Source organism: Bacillus sp. FSL R5-0286, assembly GCF_038593245.1.
Lineage (GTDB): Bacteria > Bacillota > Bacilli > Bacillales > Bacillaceae > Bacillus > Bacillus altitudinis.
This window is the reverse complement of record NZ_CP151977.1, coordinates 3272453-3291037: the sequence shown is the minus strand read 5'-3', so window position 1 is coordinate 3291037 and position 18585 is coordinate 3272453. Positions and strand designations below refer to the sequence as shown.

Genomic DNA, 18585 nt, shown 5'->3' with positions numbered 1-18585 from the left:
ACCGTGAAAAAAACCATCAAGATTATGTTACTCGCAGCTGCCTTTGGTATGACATTACACACAGGCAAAGAAGCGCAAGCAGCCTCCTATGTCGATCAATCCATTTATACGATTAGCACCTCAAAAGTATTTACAACAGAAGCAGAAGTGAAAAAAGCGGTTGACACGTTGAAAAAGGATAAGAAGTGGACAGCCACTTATCAAACCTCAGGAAATACATCGACTTATCAACTGACTGCCTCAGGATATGACTCACAAGCAGCAGCGAGTGCAAGTGCCGCTGCATTAAAAAAAGAGTTAGGCATGAGCGGTACGGTGTCTCCAGTAGGTGACCGCCTTCCTTTACAGAAAATCGTATCTGATCCAATCAACGATGAAAGTCAGGCGAAAAAACTGACGCTCGAGCTGACGAAAACATCAGGACTCAATAGCACATATGAAGCTATCAATCAAAGCAGACCATCATATCAGGTCATATCAGGTGCCATTGATTCTGAAACGAAAGTCAAAAATATTCAAACCGAACTACAAAAACAGGCCGGAGTCACTAGTACATATCAAACCGAAAACAAAGCTGGCACCGTGTATCAGCTGATCTCAGGCAATATTGTCGGACAGAGTAAGGCAAATACCATCCTGCAAGGTTTTCAAAAGGAATCTGGTTTAAAAGCAGTACTCCAAACGGTAGCAGCAGGCAAACCGTATTACATCGTCACATCTGCTGCACAAACGAATCAGTCTAAAGCGCAAACCCTTCTGACCCAGCTGCTAAAAGAAGCGAAAATCAGCGGAAAGATTCAGAAGGCTGGAGCTGTTAAAAATGTATATAGCATGGAATCAGGTTATTTCAAAGACAGTAAGCAAGCAGCCTCAGCGGCGGCTCAGATCAAAAAACAAGCTGGTGCGTCAGGGACTGTGCAGCGAGTAGGGAAAACGAAAAATTATATCGTAAAGCTCAATCAATTAAATGACACAACTTACGCAAAAACAGTTGCTTTTTTCAAGAAAAAGAAATGGCGCTATACGTCTAAAAAGATCTCCTCTACACAGCCATATCAAGTAGTGACTGGGAATCTTTTGGGCGATGATCAAGCGAAAAAAGCAACGGCATTTTTCCAAAAGAAAAAAGTATCCGCCACAACGAAAAAAACAGGCAAAGCATCTGACAGCACGTATCGACTTGTTGTGAATCAAGCAACAGATCAGACAAAAGTAAATAAAGGTGCTGCATACTTAAAAGCACAAAAGGTGACAAGCAGCATCACAACAGGCAAGGGGCAAGCCGTCAGTAAAGCATACAGCCTAATGACAACTCCTGTATATGATCAAAGCAAAGTAAAGCAGGCACAAGAGATCATGAAAAAAAATGGAGTTGCTAGCAGTACAAAAACATTAACAGAAGCTGTTAAGCAATACCGTATTACGACAGAGGCAACTGTGAATCAGACAAAGCTGAATCAAGCCTTAAGTTATTTAACCAAACAAAAAATGAAAGCAGCCGCTCAAAAAACGGGAGCAACTGATTATGGTCAATATCAGATCAAAACAGGGGTTATTTCGACTGCTGCCTTAAGAGATCAAGGCATGACATTCTTCAAAAAAAGAAATGAACCAGCTGCTTATACAACAACGACAAAACCGACATATAAAATCAACATCACACAGCAGTTTACAGGGTTACCAAATGCGAATGCGGCCATTGCTTTTGTGAAAAGCCAATACGGCTGGACAGCCATAGCGACAAAAATCAAAAATGGCCCAATGGTGATGCAGACGAATTATAACCTCACAGTCAATGAGATGGTAAACAAACAAATGAAGGTGTCGCCGCAGACAGATGGTGCAGCCTACGTCTATGCGACATATGTAGACCCAGCGACGTCCACAGTGAATACAGACGGGCTAAATGTACGTTCTACGCCTGATTCAAGTTCGGCTAGCAATATCGTCGCACAGCTGAACAAAGGGACAAAAGTGAAGCAGCTTGGAAAAGAAGGCAACTGGATCAAGATCAGCCTCGGCTGGAGAAATGCGAGTTCAGCAGAAGTATTAAAATATGTAGACCCAGCGAATATCGCGGAGGGCACTCAATCTTATTTTCAATTTCTCAAACTCTCTGAAGCTGCAAATCTCAATCCGACTGAAGTGAATACGAAGATTTTAGCAGGGAAAGGCATTCTTGCCGGAAAAGGACAAGCCTTTATCACAGCAGCGAAAACGTATCATATTAACGAAATCTATCTGATTTCACATGCATTGCTTGAAACAGGCAACGGCAGTTCCATTTTAGCGAACGGTACGAAGTTTAATGATAAAATCGTGTACAACATGTATGGCATTGGTGCATATGACAGTAACCCGAATTACCTCGGAGCAAAATATGCGTATGAACAGCAATGGTTCACACCAGAGGCAGCCATTATTGGCGGGGCAAAATTCATTGGCAACAGCTACATCAATAATGCCACATACAAACAAGATACCATTTACAAAATGCGCTGGTCTGCGACAGCCACTCACCAATATGCAACAGATATTGGCTGGGCTTCTAAACAGGTCACTCGTATGTATAGTTTGTATAACTTACTTGATAACTATACGCTGTATTATGATATCCCCGTGTATAACAAATAAAAAAACGTCCGTGCTTCTTAATGAGAAGCCGGACGTTTTTTGTGTAAGAGCTGATGTTCAATAAAGGAAAGAAGCTGCTGACTTGATTTCCCTTTTGAATATTGATTCCATTCCTCAGCAAAGGTTTTCAATAAGTCTGGATTGGCTGATTCGTTTAGCTGCTTAAGCTCCGTTAAGAGCATATCTTGAGTGACGCAAGCCTTTCCTGGAATGATGTCTTCATAACGTTCGACTAAGCCGCGTTTTGTGCGATAAGTCTCTAGATCGTAAGTGAAGAACAAAACAGGCTTTCGGAGCAGCGCATATTCAAACACAATGGATGAATAATCTGTAATCAGGACATCGCATACAGAGAGCAATGGAAAGAGCGGCTGATCGGACACATCAAAGATCCACTCGCCATCTGTTTCTGCTTTGGCTAAATGTTTCACCGCAGGATGAAGTTTGACGAGCAGAATATAGTCGCCATTCAGCTCACTCTGCAATTGTTCTTTAGAAAAAGGTAAGACAAGACCGTCCATTGCAAAGTCCCGGTAGGTCGGCGCATACAGCAGCACTTTTTTGCCTTTTGGAAAAATATCCGTCTGAAAGGAAATAGGGCGCTCATCATAGTACGCATCTGTGAAGGGGACACCTGTTGGCAAAAAACGCTCGTCGTTGACGCCAAATGAAGTTTTGAAAATCTCGCGCATGTGATCTGAGCCAGTAACGATATAATCGAAAGACGCATAGACCCGCTTGAAACGCTGCAGATCACGAGAACTACGGTGATGATTTGAAGCATCTTCAAGACCGAACTTTTTCAAAGCACCATTGGCGTGCCACACTTGAATACAAGTGGTAGAAGGTCTATTTCTTAGCACACTTGTCATCAGAAAATAATTATCTGTGACGACGACTTTGCTTTTCAGCATCGTATAGATACATTGAATGAGATGGATGGGATTTTTTTCATGAAAATAGCGAAATGACACATGAGGCACGTCCTTTTCTATCACAGAAGCATGCTTCGTATAGAGGACAGTGAGCTTCATTGTCATATTCGCCTGTTGTTGATAAGTATCGATGAGAGCAGCTGCATTCTCTTGGAATGAAACAAGCAGCGTCACCTGATTGTCACGAGGTTTCACGCCGCTCATGAGCCATCCAGCAAAAGAAACAAAGGCTGCATAGCATGAGATGATCATTGAGCGTATATTCATCATGTATCAGTCTCTCACAGCTGCTTCGTCTGATCTTTTACTTGCTCAGGATAGTAGCGCTTTTTCCCTCTGTTTTCTTTTAATACGGCAAAAGCGTACTTTGGGATATTCAGCATTCGTTTCCATCTCCACGGATTGACAATGAGTCTGTACAGCCATTCCGTATTTGTTTTAATCATCCAGCGTGGTGCACGCTTCACCGTTCCGCTAAATACATCAAAGCTTCCGCCTAAACCGATGCAAACAGCTTGCGGGAACAAATGACGGTATTCATAAATAAAGTTCTCTTGGTTTGGATAACCTAAAGCAACAAACACCATATCTGCTTTTGAACGAGCAATTTGTTTTGCCACAAACCGTTTATCCGCTTGATAACCATCACAGCTGCCTGCAATCACCACATTCGGATATTCCGTATCAATTCGCTGTTTGACAGCCTCAAGCACTTCTTTTTTCGCACCATATAAAAAGATACTTTTAGATTGCTTGTTTGCGAGATCAAGCATAGACATGAACACATCAAAACCTGCAATTCTTGATTTCAATGGACTTTGCGTCATGCGTGACATCAACACAACGCCTACACCATCCGGCAGTACATAATCCGCAGAAGAAACCACTTGATGATATGCATCATCCTTCATGACAGCATAGCCGATCTCTGGGTTCACTGTCGCAATCATGGCGCCTCTTCTCTGGGAAATATGATGCTGGTTGATATAGCTAATAAATTCATCTAAGTCACCATTTACATAAGAAAGGTTAGAGACCACTTCTGTTTGCATTGTTCAGACCTCCTTTTTCATTTTGTTATCTATGAAACGTTCATTGTAAATTCATTCTTCGCCTACTTATCATTTTATCACAGTTGCTCCATGAAATATTAACAATAACTTTACAATCCTTTTAATTTCATGACATTTTAATAAACAACTAGTCTCTAAAAACGTTGAAATACTGTATTGGCGCAGTTCCACTATTTCATCCATTAAATTGGAAATAGTTTGTCTTTACATTTTCTTAACGTTTTTTAGGCATTATGATATAATGAGGTTCCGAAGAGCGAAAAAACATGACCGATGAGAATAGGATTACGGATAAACATTACTGCTTGAAGCAGTCGAATAAGGATGAAGAAAGGAGTTTATGTTTGCAATGAAGAAAGTTATTACTTACGGTACATTTGATTTATTACACTGGGGGCATATCAAGCTGCTAGAGCGTGCAAAACAGCTTGGAGATTACTTAGTAGTGGCCATCTCTACAGATGAGTTTAATTTACAAAAATCAAAAAAGGCTTATCATAGCTACGAGCATCGCAAGCTGATTTTAGAAACCATTCGTTATGTAGATGAAGTCATTCCAGAGAACAGCTGGGATCAAAAAGTCCGAGACGTACAAGAACATGACATTGATGTGTTTGTTATGGGGGATGACTGGGAAGGTAAATTTGATTTCTTGAAAGAGCATTGCGAAGTCGTTTACTTGAAGAGAACAGAAGGTATTTCGACAACACAAATTAAGGAAGAAATTGCTGGACTATAATAGATTGAAAAAAAGTACTTCTTATCTTTTGGTGAGAAGTGCTTTTTCATGTAAAATACAATAGCAAGTGATCATTTTTATAAGGAGAGCTTCCTGTGTTTCAAAATTGGATGAAGAAAAAAGGTGAACACACATTGGATCAACCTGAACGAAATGAAACAATGAAATCGGTTGAAATTCCTGACATGGACTACTACTTTATTATGGGGGATGTGCCAAAACAGGACAACACCTTAACGGATTCATTAAACTTAAGATTAAAATCATTGGCTGAGAAGAATAAACGAGCTACCATCTTAACTTTGAATTTTGATGTAAATGTAAAGGGGCATATTCGAAGCCTAGAGGAGAATTTTCACCCTCAAATTTCCATCTTGAATGTATTTGAACACTATATTTTACCGGAGAGCGGGAGTAAAAGGGTTTATTCGGAGTTTATTACAGGTACCGTATCGGAATCGATTAATGAAGTCGTTATATCTGAGGACAACTCAACCGTTCAAGTGACAAGATACGAACTACCTTCTTCCCCCATTCTGTATATAGATCAATTTAATGAAGAACAGCAATTGATGAAACGGGAAGAATACGATATACATGGCGCTTTACGAAGAGTACTTCACTATGTTCCGCATAAGGGTGTCCCTTTTCTGGAAGAATTCATTAGAGATGATAGAAGTATCTACATGGAAACCATATATTCTGGAAGTGCCAAGAAGAATACAGTAAGGCATATTAATTGGTACAAGAAGACAGGCATCACCACATTTGTGAAAAAATCCGATATCGTACAGCAATGGCTATCTGATATTCAAACAAAAAATGAACGCATGAAATTGATGATTGCAGAAGATCGAGAGATAGATCAAGATCTGTTTAAAATGGAAAAATCCGATTCAGTATTTTATGCTGCTTTTGTGCATGACGCACACTATGAGGAAAATCCCCGTCAATTGCACACTCTTTATGAAGAACTATTTAAACAAATCAGGAAGCAGCAAGTAGATGCTATTTTCTTTTGTCATCCGAAACATAAGGAAGATGTCGAAAACGTTTTAGGGGAACAATCTTCCTTTTATCTATTGCCACAGGATGATGGTTCTTCTTGGGGAGCAGCTCTTCAGAATATGCTTGATAATCGAGTACTTAAAGAAGAACTAAGAAGTGTTGTGGAACATGCAAGATGGATGTTGCGTGATGTAAGCTCTGAGCATCATGTCCTTCATCTGCAGCTTGAGATGGAAGGTGAAATGAACATTGCGGATCAGGTAGAAATAGATTTTGCAGGATTTGATCGAGTCAATGGTGCTGAAATTATTTCTCAAACCATCAACGAAAATCAACAAGTGATTTTCCCGATTGGTCATTTTCAAACAAAGAAACAGATCGAACTCAATCAAACGAAATATGTCGATTTTTACATCCGAAGTAAGTCAAAAACACATCATCAAGAGGTATTACAGCGTTTAGAAGTGGAAGAAGAACTGCTCACCAACAAACCTTCGTCAATAGATGGGTGGTCTTACCAAACGAAAAATGGTTACTACTCTTGGAAGATCAATTAAAGAACGAACTGTATCTTTGTGAAAGCATGTGAATGAAAATGAAAAAAATCGTTACAATTTTATATATCATCGTTTTTAAACTCTTGTTTTTGGGTGTCAGTAAACTGCAGCCAAAAAAGAAAACGGTTATTTTTGAAAGCTTTAATGGAAAACAATTCAGCTGCAACCCGCGTGCTATTTTTGAGTATATGAAAGAAAATCACCCTGACTATACGTTGATTTGGAGCGTAAAAAAAGGGTACGAAGCACCGTTTCAAGAAAAGGGCATCTATTATATTCATCGTCTGTCGTTTAAATGGATTCTTGCAATGGCAAGAGCCGAGTATTGGGTTGTAAACAGCCGTTTGCCGCTATGGATTCCAAAACCAGGCCACACAACTTACTTGCAAACATGGCACGGGACGCCTTTAAAACGACTGGCTGTGGATATGGACGAAGTTCATATTCCTGGAGCAAACACGAAGAAATATAAAAAGAATTTCACAAAAGAAGCATCGAAATGGGATTGTCTTATATCTCCTAATGCATACTCGACTGAGATCTTTACACGTGCGTTCCAATTTCAACAGACCATGATTGAATCAGGGTATCCAAGAAATGATTTTCTGTACAATCAGAATAATGAAGAAACGATAAGAGCGCTGAAGCAAAAGATGAACCTGCCTCTTGATAAAAAAATCATCCTCTATGCACCGACTTGGAGAGACGATCAATATTATACAATTGGAAATTACAAATTTGAATTGGATCTTGATCTGCATGAGTTGAGGTCATCTATCGGAGAAGAATATATCATCATCCTTCGTATGCACTATTTAGTAGCGGAAAACTTTGATCTCGGACCATATGAAGGCTTTGCTTATGACTTCTCCCATTACGAAGACATTCGAGACCTTTATATGATTTCTGACCTACTCATGACAGATTACTCTTCCGTATTCTTTGATTATGCAAACCTTAGGCGTCCAATGCTGTTCTATGTTCCAGACATCGAAACGTATCGCGACAAACTAAGAGGGTTCTATTTTGACTTTGAACAAGAAGCACCTGGTCCGCTTGTGAAAGAAACAGCAAGTGTGATTGACTGGATCAAAGAGACAGAGAAATCGACCTTTACATTACCAGCTTCATTCACATCATTTTATGAGAAATTCTGCTACTTGGAGAACGGAGAATCATCCAAGCGTGTTGTCGACTCGGTATTTGAAAAGATCAAATCAACAAGATAAAGGCTTACAGCTAATGGCTTGTAAGCCTTTTATCATGATATAAAGTGAAATCTTCATCAACTTCTGTTACAATTATGAGCGGTGCTTTTAAAAAAAGTAATTCCAAAAACTTATATCTAAGGAAGATTAGAATGAACGCAATGTTGACGATATTGAAGGAGCAAATCAGTTCATTTCCGCTGATCATGCGACTTGCTGTTTATGAAACAAAATCAAAATATCAGATGAATTATTTAGGTGTTTTATGGCAGTTTTTAAATCCATTGATTCAAATGCTGGCTTACTGGTTTGTTTTTGGTTTAGGCATTCGCGGAGGACAGCCAATTGTCATTGGAGGCATGGAGATTCCATTTATCATCTGGATGCTTGCCGGATTAATACCGTGGTTCTTCATTAGTCCGACGATCCTTGATGGATCAAACAGTGTGTTTAAACGCATTAATATGGTATCGAAAATGAATTTTCCGATTAGTGCGCTGCCGTCTGTGGTCATTATGTCCAACTTATTCAGCTATTTTGTCATGATGGGTGTCTATCTCATTGTGCTTATTTCTTATGGCATATATCCTGACGCACATTGGCTACAATATATTTACTACCTTATATGTATGATCGCATTTATGTTTTCGTTTAGTTTGTTTAACTCAACAATTAGTGTACTCGTAAGAGACTATCAATTTCTTTTACAATCAGTGACACGTTTACTTTTCTTTTTACTACCTATTTTTTGGAATATCTCAGAGAAACTCACTGGAGACAAAGCATGGATAGGAGATATTTTAAGACTGAATCCTCTTTTCTACATTATTGATGGTTTCAGAAATAGTTTGTTAAAGGGAGAATGGTTCTTCCATGATGTCAAATATACACTTTATTTCTGGCTGATTACGCTTCTTCTTTTAACAGTCGGTTCATTACTGCATATGAAATTTAGGGATAAATTTGTCGATTTTCTTTAAAAAGTAAGGAGATTATACGATGAAACTAAAGGTTTCGTTTCGAAACGTATCCAAGCAATACGTCCTATATAAAAAACAGTCGGACAAGATCAAAGGGCTGTTTTTACCAAATAAAAATGAAAAAGGTTTCTTTGCCGTTCGTGATGTGTCTTTTGATGTCTATGAAGGAGAGACGATTGGTTTTGTAGGGATCAACGGGTCTGGGAAATCCACGATGTCGAACCTCTTAGCGAAAATCATTCCACCGACAAGTGGTGAGATTGATATGGACGGTCAGCCTTCGTTAATTGCTATTGCGGCAGGGCTGAACAATCAGTTGAGCGGTAAAGACAACATTCGTTTAAAATGCTTAATGATGGGCCTGACAAATAAGGAAATTGATGATCTTTATGAAAAAATCGTAGAGTTTGCGGATATTGGAGACTTTATTGATCAGCCTGTAAAGAGCTATTCAAGCGGAATGAAATCTCGTCTTGGCTTTGCCATATCAGCACATATCGATCCAGATATCCTCATTATTGATGAGGCACTGTCTGTAGGAGACCAAACCTTCTATCAAAAATGTGTGGATCGTATCACCGAATTCAAAGAACAAGGAAAGACCATCTTTTTTGTCAGTCACTCTATTAGTCAAATCCAAAAAATCTGTGATCGGGTGGCTTGGATGCATTATGGTGAACTTCGTATGTTTGATGATACGAAAAAGGTTGTGAAAGAGTATAAGGAGTTTGTTGATTGGTTTAACAAGCTTTCCAAGAAAGATAAACAAAAATATCAATCAGAACAGAAGGAAGGTCGAAAAGGCCTACAAACGACAGAGAAGGTCACGAGGTATAATGACACTGGAAAACGACGTTCCTTTTTCGGACCGGCGTTTCAAGTCACCATAATAGCTGTTTTAACCATCTTACTTGCCCTTTCTATGTTTTCGGATCGTCCGCTGCGTACACTGGCGACATTTGGTGCAATTCCCTCAGGTAAAACAGAGGCGCCCCAGTCAACGAACCATGAGACGAAAGGTGCCTCTGATGATATGAAAAAGATTGATCAACAGGCCATAGTTAAGGCAGATCCAATGACGGTTTATACAGACAGGGCCATGAAAAAAAAGGCAGATGTCACATTATCGTTTGGACAAGAAGTAAAGGCTGTGGCTAAAAATAAACAAGTCGTTCAAATCAAAATAGCATCAGAGACATATTATGTGCAACCTGATGCGCTACAAAACGCAGACGAATTGAAGTCGTTATCCATCGGACCAGCACAGTTCAATTCCTACGTATCACCCGCATCTGCAGGTTCGTATGAGTACTTACTTTCTTTTCTTGGAAAAGAAGAGTCTGTGCTGAAGCAAAGAATGCAGACACTTAGCTCGGTCAAAAGTGAACAAGGCGATACTATTGAGCGGCTGACCACTGAGAAAACCGATTATGTGATTGAAAATGGCCAGGCAAATACGATGGTGTTCCACGAGATCATGCCCATTTCTCCTTCAACACTTGGGCTGACAGAACAAAATGTCTGGATGAATGAAAAACAAACGAAATTCGCAGTAAAAGGCGAATATCATCTATTTGTTATCGATAATGAACAGCATACGCTGACTGTTTCAGCGACCAAATAAAAAAGCTGCCGATGCCGGCAGCTTTTTTAATTCACTTCTTCTTTTTCAAGTAGCTGTTTCATAAATGGAATGAGTTTTTTCTTTAGCTCTTCATCTTGTAGGGCAAACTCTAGCGTCGTTTCAATGAAACCTTGCTTCTCTCCGACATCATATCGTTTTCCTTCAAAATCATAGGCAAATACACGCTGGATGTCATTGAGCTTTTGGATGGCATCTGTCAGCTGAATTTCTCCGCCTGCACCAATTTCTTGTTGATCAAGGTACATAAAGATCTCTGGCGTGAAAATGTAGCGCCCTAAAATGGCTAAATTGGATGGTGCGGTTCCTTGCGGCGGCTTTTCAACAAAGTTTTTCACTTGGTAGCGGCGTCCTTCTTGGGTAAGAGGATCAATGATCCCGTAGCGATGCGTATCGCTGTCTGCTACTTGTTGAACGCCGATCACTGATGATAAGGTTTTTTCATATTCATCCATCAGCTGGCGAAGTCCAGGTGTTTCGGCTTGGACAATATCATCACCTAATAAAACAGCAAAGGGTTCATCACCGATAAAGTTGCGTGCGCACCAAACGGCATGTCCGAGTCCTTTAGGTTCCTTTTGGCGGATGTAATGAATATCAGCAATATTAGAGGATTTTCTCACTTTTTCTAAAAGTTCATTTTTTCCTTTTTCTTCAAGGTTGCGCTCAAGCTCTGGCGCAAAATCAAAATGATCCTCAATGGCTCTTTTCCCTTTTCCAGTGACAATAATAATGTCTTCAATTCCTGACTCAACAGCTTCTTCAATAATATATTGAATGGTGGGTTTATCAACGATTGGTAGCATTTCTTTAGGCATAGCCTTTGTGGCAGGGAGGAAACGTGTCCCGAGACCTGCAGCTGGTATAATGGCTTTACGTACTTTTTTCAATGAACTTTGCACCTTCCTTACATATAGAAAAAAATGATGTGACATGACCTTCATTTTTCATCTTTCATAAAGTGTAACTTACAAATGATAGAAATGACAAATGATTTACGAGAAAGATTTAAAACCAATTGTAAAGAACTTGTGTAAATATTCATGTTGAAAAGAGTAAAGGTGATGTAAAGATTAAGAATAGAATGATTAGGATTCGTTCTTATTCTTTTGTATAATGAACAACATACAATAATTGAGAAGAAAAGAGGCATCGACTATTGAGAACATTACATGTAATGACTGTATTCGGGACGAGGCCTGAAGCGATTAAAATGGCACCCCTTGTCCTTGAGCTAAAAAAACATCCACAAATTAAATCTTCAGTTACTGTGACGGCTCAACATCGACAAATGCTTGATCAAGTGCTGAAAGCTTTTGATATTAAGCCCGATCACGATTTGAATATTATGAAAGAACGCCAGACATTATCTGAAATCACATCGAATGCACTGTTGAAATTAGATCAATTATTCAAAGAGGAAAAACCTGATATTGTGCTTGTTCATGGAGACACAACGACAACCTTTGCAGGAAGTTTGGCTGCGTTTTATCACCAAATTTCAGTAGGTCATGTTGAAGCGGGGTTAAGAACACATAATAAATACTCACCGTTTCCAGAAGAATTGAACCGTCAAATGACAGGAAATATAGCCGATATTCATTTTGCGCCGACACATGAGGCAAAGCAGAATCTTTTAGTTGAAAATAAAAAAGAAGAGACCATCTTTGTAACAGGAAATACAGCAATTGATGCATTGCAAACAACGGTTACAGAGCAGTATCAACACCCTATTTTAGAGAAAATAGGCACAGATAAAATGATCTTATTAACGGCTCATCGCAGAGAAAATCTTGGTCAGCCGATGAAGAACATGTTTAGAGCGATTCGCCGTGTTGTAGAAGAATTTAAAGATGTTCAAGTCGTATACCCTGTCCATCTAAATCCGGCTGTTCGTGATGCGGCACAGACTGAATTCAGTGATCTTGATCGTGTGCACTTAATTGAGCCGCTTGAAGTAGTTGATTTCCATAACTTTGCTGCTGCCTCACACTTTATTTTAACGGATTCAGGCGGTGTGCAGGAGGAAGCTCCCTCTTTAGGAAAGCCAGTATTAGTGCTGCGTGATACAACAGAACGTCCTGAAGGCGTGAAAGCTGGTACGCTTAAGCTTGCAGGAACCGATGAAGAAACCATTTATCAGATGGCAAAAGAGCTGTTAGAAGACAAGCAAGAGTATGATAACATGTCGAAGGCTTCTAACCCATATGGTGATGGACAAGCATCGAAACGAATTGTTGAAATGCTTCTTTATCACTATGGATTAACGGATGTCAAGCCGCAGTCATTTTGAAAATGACCATTTATATGTTAGAAAAATTTGTCGATATATGTTACAAATTCTAAATCAATAATTAAAAAAATATAAAAATGTGGTATTATAATGGCATATATTAAGATATGAATGGATTCTTTGTAATGTAATTTACAATCTATTTATATTAAAATATTGCCATTTTTATTTATTTGACATGATTGAGAGGGGTATTAAGTATGATTTATGCAGAAATATTAGCTGGCGGGAAAGGTTCTAGAATGGGTAATGTAAATATGCCAAAACAGTTCTTGCCGTTAAATAATCGCCCTATCATTATTCACACTGTTGAAAAATTTCTATTAAATGATCGTTTTGAAAAAATTATTATTGTAACTCCTAAAGAATGGATCAATCATACGAAGAATATACTAGAAAAATACATACATGCTGATGATAGATTAGTAGTAATTGAGGGTGGAATAGATCGAAACGAATCGATTATGAGCGGGGTTCGTTTTATTGAAAAAGAGTATGGGCTAAATGATGACGATGTTATTGTTACACATGATTCAGTAAGACCATTTTTAACCCATAGGATTATTGAGGAAAATATAAATGCCGTTCTAGAACACGATGCTGTCGATACTGTTATCCCTGCTATAGATACAATTGTAACTTCAGAAGATGGAGCAAATATCACGAATATTCCTGTACGTGACAACATGTATCAAGGCCAAACTCCTCAAAGTTTTAAGATCTCTCTCTTAAAACGTCTTTATGGCGAACTAACAGAGGAACAGAAAAAGGTGCTGTCAGATGCTTGTAAAATTTGTATTTTAGCAGGGCAAAAAGTGAATTTAGTCCGAGGTGAGGTATTTAATATAAAAGTAACGACACCATACGATCTGAAAGTCGCGAATGCTATTTTACAGGAGAACATAAAAAATGATTAATCAAACATATCGATTGGTTTCTGCTAGACAATTTGAAGTGACTTATAAGGATAAGGAATTTACTTCTGGTCAGGTTGTTGTTAGACCAACTCACTTGTCAATATGTGCTGCGGATCAGCGCTATTTTACAGGAACAAGAGGTAAGGAAGCAATGGATAAAAAGCTTCCAATGGCGCTTATTCATGAGGGTGTTGGAAAAGTAATGTATGACCCTACAGGAGCTTTTAAAGTCGGAACACATGTGGTGATGGTTCCAAATATTCCAAATGAAGAAAATCAATTTATTGCGGAGAACTACCTGCGCTCAAGCTATTTCAGGTCAAGTGGATATGATGGGTTCATGCAAGATTATATGTTCATGAATCCGGATCGCCTTGTAGCCCTTCCAGAGCAAATGAACCTTCATGTAGCTGCTTTTATTGAATTAATTACAATTGCTGTCCATGCAATGAGTAGGTTTGAAAGTGTGGCTCACCAAAAGCGAGATTTGTTTGGTGTTTGGGGGGATGGGAACCTTGGATTTATTACATCCTTAATACTAAAAAAACGATATCCTTCTTGTAAAGTATACGTTTTTGGAAAAAACCAATATAAATTAGAGCATTTCTCTTTTGTTGATGAAGTATACCAAATTAATGACATACCAAAAGACCTTCGAGTCGATCATGCATTTGAATGTGTCGGTGGACGTGGCAGTGAAACTGCAATAGAACAAATCATTGATTATACTCAGCCAGAGGCATCTGTGGCTTTATTAGGTGTGTCAGAATACCCTGTGAAGGTAGCAACAAGAATGATTCTCGAAAAAGGGATTATTTTCATTGGAAGCAGTAGAAGTGGCAGTAAAGACTTTGTTAATACTGTTAATCTACTAAATGAATTTCCTGAAATTGTAGATTATTTGGAGACATTAATTGGAGCAGTCCATACTGTGAGAAGCATAGAGGACATTGGAAAGGCATTTGAAGAAGATTTGACTTCTTCATGGGGTAAAACAATCATGAAATGGGAAATCTAACACAATGTATATGACAAAAATTGTGAAAGTTTTTTTTCAAATAGTCTACACAGTCTTTTCTAAATTAATTCCGGTAAGTCCGCAAAAAATTGTGATTGCTTCTTATAGAGATAATGAAATAAATGAAAATTTCAAGAACGTATATAATGAATTGGTAAAACAGCCCCATTTGAGAATTGTTCTATTATTCAGAAAGTCGGAGAGTGGGTTGATAGGTAAGTTTCTCTATATTATTTATTTATTGAGAACGTTGTATCATATTGCTACTTGCAAGGTGCTCTTATTAGATGATTACTATTATCCTCTTTATTTAATTAAAAAGCGGTCGGAAACAAAGGTTGTTCAAATTTGGCATGCATGTGGTGCTTTTAAAAAATTTGGTCACAGCATTAAAGATAAGCAGGGGGGACCTTCATCTGAATATTTAAAAGTAGTTCCTGTTCATTCCAATTATGATTTTGTAATTGTGAGTTCAGAAGAAGCAATTGTTCCGTTTTCTGAAGCGTTTAATATGCCTAAGCAAAAAATATTAGCGACAGGAGTTCCAAGAACTGACTTTTTTTATTCAGAAAAGTACATTTGTGAAGTGAAAAAGAGGTTTCATGAGGAATACCCAGAATTGAAGAATAAAGTGAAAGTGCTATATGCTCCAACTTATAGGGGAGGAGTTAATAAGCAGCATGGGGAACATTTCTTTTTGAATCACGAAACTCTTTTTAGACATTTAGATCCACAGCATTATGAATTGTTCATCAATGTACACCCTTATATGCGAAAAACTTCATTTGGAGAAGAAAATATATCTGAGAAGTTTACTTTATATGAGTTAATGATTCTTTCTGATGTATTGGTGACAGACTACTCATCAGTTATATTTGAATATAGTCTATTGAATAAGCCAATGTTTTTCTATTGTCCCGATCTAGAGAACTATTTGCAAGAGAGAGACTTTTATTACCCGTTTCATGAGTTTGCACCAGGACCTATTAGAACGAAAATGGAGCCTTTAATAGAGGATTTGAAAAATGTAAGTTTGGATAAAACACAAACTGATTTTCGTTCATTTTCAAAACGGTTCATGAATCGTTGTGATGGACATTCTACGGAGCGTGTTGTTTCACTTATACTAAGCTTATTGAATGAAGGGGAGAGAGTTTTTGAAATTTAAGCTAGGGGTTTTAGGAAATATAAACAAATTCCTAAAGCGGGATATCTATTCGACTAAGGTGGTACATTTATCAGGGGAGAAAAGATTGAAATATCATTTCATTGTTATGATGGAGAAGAAAAAAAAGCTTATGTATCATCACACAAACTTCAAGAAATTGATCAAGGTTAATATAGGCGACTATGAAATATGAAAATCGTATAATTCGTAAAATGAAGCGTGTTATGTTTCAAATCTTATATCAACTATTTTGTATCCTGCCAGTAAAACTGAATAAAATCACTTTCGCATCAGATAGTCGTACTGATTTATCAGGAAACTTTGAATTTGTCTATCGAGAGCTTTTAGAGAGAGAAGAAACCTTTGATTTTCAGTTTTTCTTGAAAGAAAGCATTAGTACGAAAAAAAGTATCACAGAATATGTGCGAATGGCTTATCATTTTGCTACAAGCCGACACATTTTAATAGATGATTTTTATCCAATCATCTATCCATTAAAGATCCGAAAAAATGCTGATCTTGTTCAATTATGGCATGCAGTGGGGGCATTTAAGACATTTGGTTATAGCCGTATAGGTTTACCAGGAGGCCCATCGCCAACATCTAAAAATCATAGGAACTATACGAAAGTCATTGTCAGTTCTGATCATATCCGTAAGCATTATGCAGAGGGATTTGGTGTAGATATTGAAAATGTCATTGCCACAGGAATTCCTAGAACAGACTTCTTTTTCGATGAAGCGAAAAAAGCTGAAGTTAGATCAAGTTTATATGAAGAATATCCTTTTCTAAAAGGGAAAAAGGTGATTTTATTTGCCCCGACTTTTAGAGGAAATGGCCAGCAATCCGCCTATTATCCGTTCGAAGTATTAAATTATGATCAGCTTTATCAAGAGCTGAATAACGAATATATTTTCTTGTTTAAAATTCATCCATTTGTTAAAAATAAAATTAATATTCCATATCAATATAGTGAATTTTTCTATGATTTTTCAGATTTTAGAGAGATCAATGAGTTGTTGTTAATTGCAGACCTTCTGATAACTGACTATTCATCTGTTTGTTTTGAATTTGCTTTGCTACAAAAACCAATGATCTTTTTTAGTTATGATGTGGACGAGTATATTCGAACTCGTGATTTTTATTATGAATATTTCTCATTTATCCCGGGCCCACTAGCTAGAACTTGTCATGAACTCGTTTCAATTGTTAAGAACAATCAGTATGAATTCGAAAAGTTAGATTCATTTGTGCATTATTTCTTTGATGAATTGGATGGTCAATCGAGTAAAAGAGTAGTGGATGCGATTTTATTAAAACAAAAAGAAGGCGATGAGTAGCAAGGATAATTCTTTCATAATAAAAAACACCTTTCTCTAAGAAAGGTGTTTTTTATTTACGAAGCTTCCAAACTATCCTTCAATTCCTTCTTCACTTTCGCTAAACTGCTGTCATCAAGCTGATAGTAATAAATATTATTGATTCGTGCGCCTGTACCTTTCAGCTCGTGCTGTTTCACATTTTGTCTTGCATCACGATAATCATTCATCATCGTCCACATGTCGTCAAAGGACATATTCGTTTTCATGTTATTTTCAACGACTTTAAACATATCACCGAATTTCGTAATAGATGAAATGTTAGCCCCTTTTGCAATGATGCCTTCAATGACTTGTCGCTGTCTTTGCTGACGACCAAAGTCACCTTTAGGATCTTGCTTTCTCATTCTTGTATAGGCAAGGGCTTGATCACCGTTCAGGTTAATCTCTCCTGTACCAAATGAATGGCCATCATAGCTGAAAGCAAACGTGCTGTTCACCGTAATGCCGCCAAGTGTATCGACAATGTCTTTAAAACTTTCCATATTTACTTTTACAAAGTAATCCACAGGTACATCAAGCAGTTCCTCTACTGTATCTGCCGCCATTTGTGTACCGCCGAAAGCGTAGGAGTGGTTGATTTTATCCATTGTGCCTTTTCCGACAATTTTTGTATACGTATCACGGGGGATACTCACCATCTCAGTTGTTTTCGTTTTCGGATTCACAGTCATGTATATTAATGTATCTGCACGGCCTCGGTCATTCTTTCTTTCATCGACACCCATGACTAAAATGGAGATCGGGTCTTTTTTACTTAAATCGACATCTTTGTCACGCTTATCTGACTTCTTTAAGTTCTCTTGAATGCCTGCGACAGTTGATGCGGCTGTATTCCAAAGATGATACGCGTATCCGCCAGTGGCTAATACGAATAAGCCAATAATCGATAAAACAATCCAAAGAACCTTCTTTTTCTTTCTTTTTCTCTCAGCTCTCATAATGTCCCTCACCTTTTCTATCATTCTTCCATGATTATAGGTTTACGAATCTTGATAAACAAGTTATTTTTTTACTCTGAACCTAGATATAGA

Annotated in this window: 14 protein-coding genes and 1 pseudogene; 11 read left to right on the top strand and 4 right to left on the bottom strand. The window is 38.0% G+C overall.

The window, feature by feature from the left end:
* Positions 1–3: 3 nt before the first annotated feature.
* Positions 4–2634: an N-acetylglucosaminidase gene (locus tag NST24_RS17015; protein WP_342462032.1), complete on the top strand. Its 2631-nt coding sequence runs from the start codon at positions 4–6 to the stop codon at positions 2632–2634.
* Positions 2635–2651: 17 nt separating this feature from the next.
* Here NST24_RS17015 and NST24_RS17010 read toward each other — a convergent pair whose 3' ends face one another.
* Together NST24_RS17010 and NST24_RS17005 are read right to left on the bottom strand one after the other, a co-directional pair.
* A complete protein-coding gene (locus NST24_RS17010) occupies positions 2652–3839 on the bottom strand; it encodes a CDP-glycerol glycerophosphotransferase family protein (RefSeq protein ID WP_342462031.1) in 1188 nt (395 codons plus the stop codon).
* A gap of 11 nt (positions 3840–3850) precedes the next feature.
* The gene (locus NST24_RS17005) at positions 3851–4621 is read right to left on the bottom strand and encodes a WecB/TagA/CpsF family glycosyltransferase (RefSeq protein WP_342462029.1); all 771 of its coding nucleotides are present in this window, start codon (positions 4619–4621) and stop codon (positions 3851–3853) included.
* A 370-nt stretch (positions 4622–4991) separates the two neighbouring features.
* On the opposite strand from NST24_RS17005, the gene tagD reads away from it, so the two are divergent.
* From tagD to tagH, 5 genes and pseudogenes are all read left to right on the top strand, one after another.
* Positions 4992–5381: a glycerol-3-phosphate cytidylyltransferase gene (gene tagD, locus NST24_RS17000; RefSeq protein ID WP_008343212.1), complete on the top strand. Its 390-nt coding sequence runs from the start codon at positions 4992–4994 to the stop codon at positions 5379–5381.
* A 95-nt stretch (positions 5382–5476) separates the two neighbouring features.
* The gene (locus tag NST24_RS16995; protein WP_342462027.1) at positions 5477–6946 is read left to right on the top strand and encodes an alpha-glucosyltransferase N-terminal domain-containing protein; all 1470 of its coding nucleotides are present in this window, start codon (positions 5477–5479) and stop codon (positions 6944–6946) included.
* A gap of 74 nt (positions 6947–7020) precedes the next feature.
* Positions 7021–8175: pseudogene (locus NST24_RS16990) on the top strand (CDP-glycerol glycerophosphotransferase family protein); the annotation flags it as partial.
* A gap of 131 nt (positions 8176–8306) precedes the next feature.
* Positions 8307–9134 carry an ABC transporter permease gene (locus tag NST24_RS16985; RefSeq protein ID WP_058336999.1) on the top strand — a complete coding sequence of 276 codons (828 nt, stop codon included), beginning with the start codon at positions 8307–8309 and terminating at the stop codon, positions 9132–9134.
* A 19-nt stretch (positions 9135–9153) separates the two neighbouring features.
* A complete protein-coding gene (tagH, locus tag NST24_RS16980; protein WP_342462026.1) occupies positions 9154–10758 on the top strand; it encodes a teichoic acids export ABC transporter ATP-binding subunit TagH in 1605 nt (534 codons plus the stop codon).
* A 26-nt stretch (positions 10759–10784) separates the two neighbouring features.
* Here the strand turns inward: tagH and galU are convergent, their stop codons facing one another.
* Positions 10785–11666 (bottom strand): UTP--glucose-1-phosphate uridylyltransferase GalU, encoded by an 882-nt coding sequence (galU, locus tag NST24_RS16975; RefSeq protein WP_250026660.1) that lies wholly within the window; start codon positions 11664–11666, stop codon positions 10785–10787.
* Positions 11667–11935: 269 nt separating this feature from the next.
* On the opposite strand from galU, the gene wecB reads away from it, so the two are divergent.
* From wecB to NST24_RS16950, 5 genes are all read left to right on the top strand, one after another.
* Positions 11936–13069 carry a UDP-N-acetylglucosamine 2-epimerase (non-hydrolyzing) gene (gene wecB / locus NST24_RS16970; protein ID WP_058336997.1) on the top strand — a complete coding sequence of 378 codons (1134 nt, stop codon included), beginning with the start codon at positions 11936–11938 and terminating at the stop codon, positions 13067–13069.
* Between the two features lie 200 nt (positions 13070–13269).
* The gene (locus NST24_RS16965) at positions 13270–13986 is read left to right on the top strand and encodes a 2-C-methyl-D-erythritol 4-phosphate cytidylyltransferase (RefSeq protein ID WP_058336996.1); all 717 of its coding nucleotides are present in this window, start codon (positions 13270–13272) and stop codon (positions 13984–13986) included.
* Positions 13979–15004 (top strand): ribitol-5-phosphate dehydrogenase, encoded by a 1026-nt coding sequence (locus NST24_RS16960; protein WP_058336995.1) that lies wholly within the window; start codon positions 13979–13981, stop codon positions 15002–15004. Before NST24_RS16965 ends, NST24_RS16960 begins: the two co-directional genes overlap by 8 nt.
* 4 nt (positions 15005–15008) lie before the next feature.
* On the top strand, positions 15009–16172 hold the full coding sequence (locus NST24_RS16955) for a CDP-glycerol glycerophosphotransferase family protein (protein ID WP_342462025.1): 1164 nt from the start codon (positions 15009–15011) through the stop codon (positions 16170–16172).
* A 224-nt stretch (positions 16173–16396) separates the two neighbouring features.
* On the top strand, positions 16397–17512 hold the full coding sequence (locus NST24_RS16950) for a CDP-glycerol glycerophosphotransferase family protein (RefSeq protein WP_342462024.1): 1116 nt from the start codon (positions 16397–16399) through the stop codon (positions 17510–17512).
* 56 nt (positions 17513–17568) lie between these two features.
* Here NST24_RS16950 and NST24_RS16945 read toward each other — a convergent pair whose 3' ends face one another.
* The gene (locus NST24_RS16945) at positions 17569–18492 is read right to left on the bottom strand and encodes a LytR family transcriptional regulator (RefSeq protein WP_116306309.1); all 924 of its coding nucleotides are present in this window, start codon (positions 18490–18492) and stop codon (positions 17569–17571) included.
* Between the last annotated feature and the right edge of the window lie 93 nt (positions 18493–18585).

Excerpts from the sequence above, each read along its gene's own strand:
- NST24_RS17010 (WP_342462031.1), bottom strand. The coding sequence starts at position 3,839 with ATGATGAATATACGCTCAATGATCATCTCATGCTATGCAGCCTTTGTT.
- NST24_RS17005 (WP_342462029.1), bottom strand. The coding sequence starts at position 4,621 with ATGCAAACAGAAGTGGTCTCTAACCTTTCTTATGTAAATGGTGACTTA.
- tagD (WP_008343212.1), top strand. The coding sequence starts at position 4,992 with ATGAAGAAAGTTATTACTTACGGTACATTTGATTTATTACACTGGGGG.
- NST24_RS16985 (WP_058336999.1), top strand. The coding sequence starts at position 8,307 with ATGAACGCAATGTTGACGATATTGAAGGAGCAAATCAGTTCATTTCCG.
- tagH (WP_342462026.1), top strand. The coding sequence starts at position 9,154 with ATGAAACTAAAGGTTTCGTTTCGAAACGTATCCAAGCAATACGTCCTA.
- NST24_RS16965 (WP_058336996.1), top strand. The coding sequence starts at position 13,270 with ATGATTTATGCAGAAATATTAGCTGGCGGGAAAGGTTCTAGAATGGGT.
- NST24_RS16960 (WP_058336995.1), top strand. The coding sequence starts at position 13,979 with ATGATTAATCAAACATATCGATTGGTTTCTGCTAGACAATTTGAAGTG.
- NST24_RS16955 (WP_342462025.1), top strand. The coding sequence starts at position 15,009 with ATGTATATGACAAAAATTGTGAAAGTTTTTTTTCAAATAGTCTACACA.
- NST24_RS16950 (WP_342462024.1), top strand. The coding sequence starts at position 16,397 with ATGTTTCAAATCTTATATCAACTATTTTGTATCCTGCCAGTAAAACTG.
- NST24_RS16945 (WP_116306309.1), bottom strand. The coding sequence starts at position 18,492 with ATGAGAGCTGAGAGAAAAAGAAAGAAAAAGAAGGTTCTTTGGATTGTT.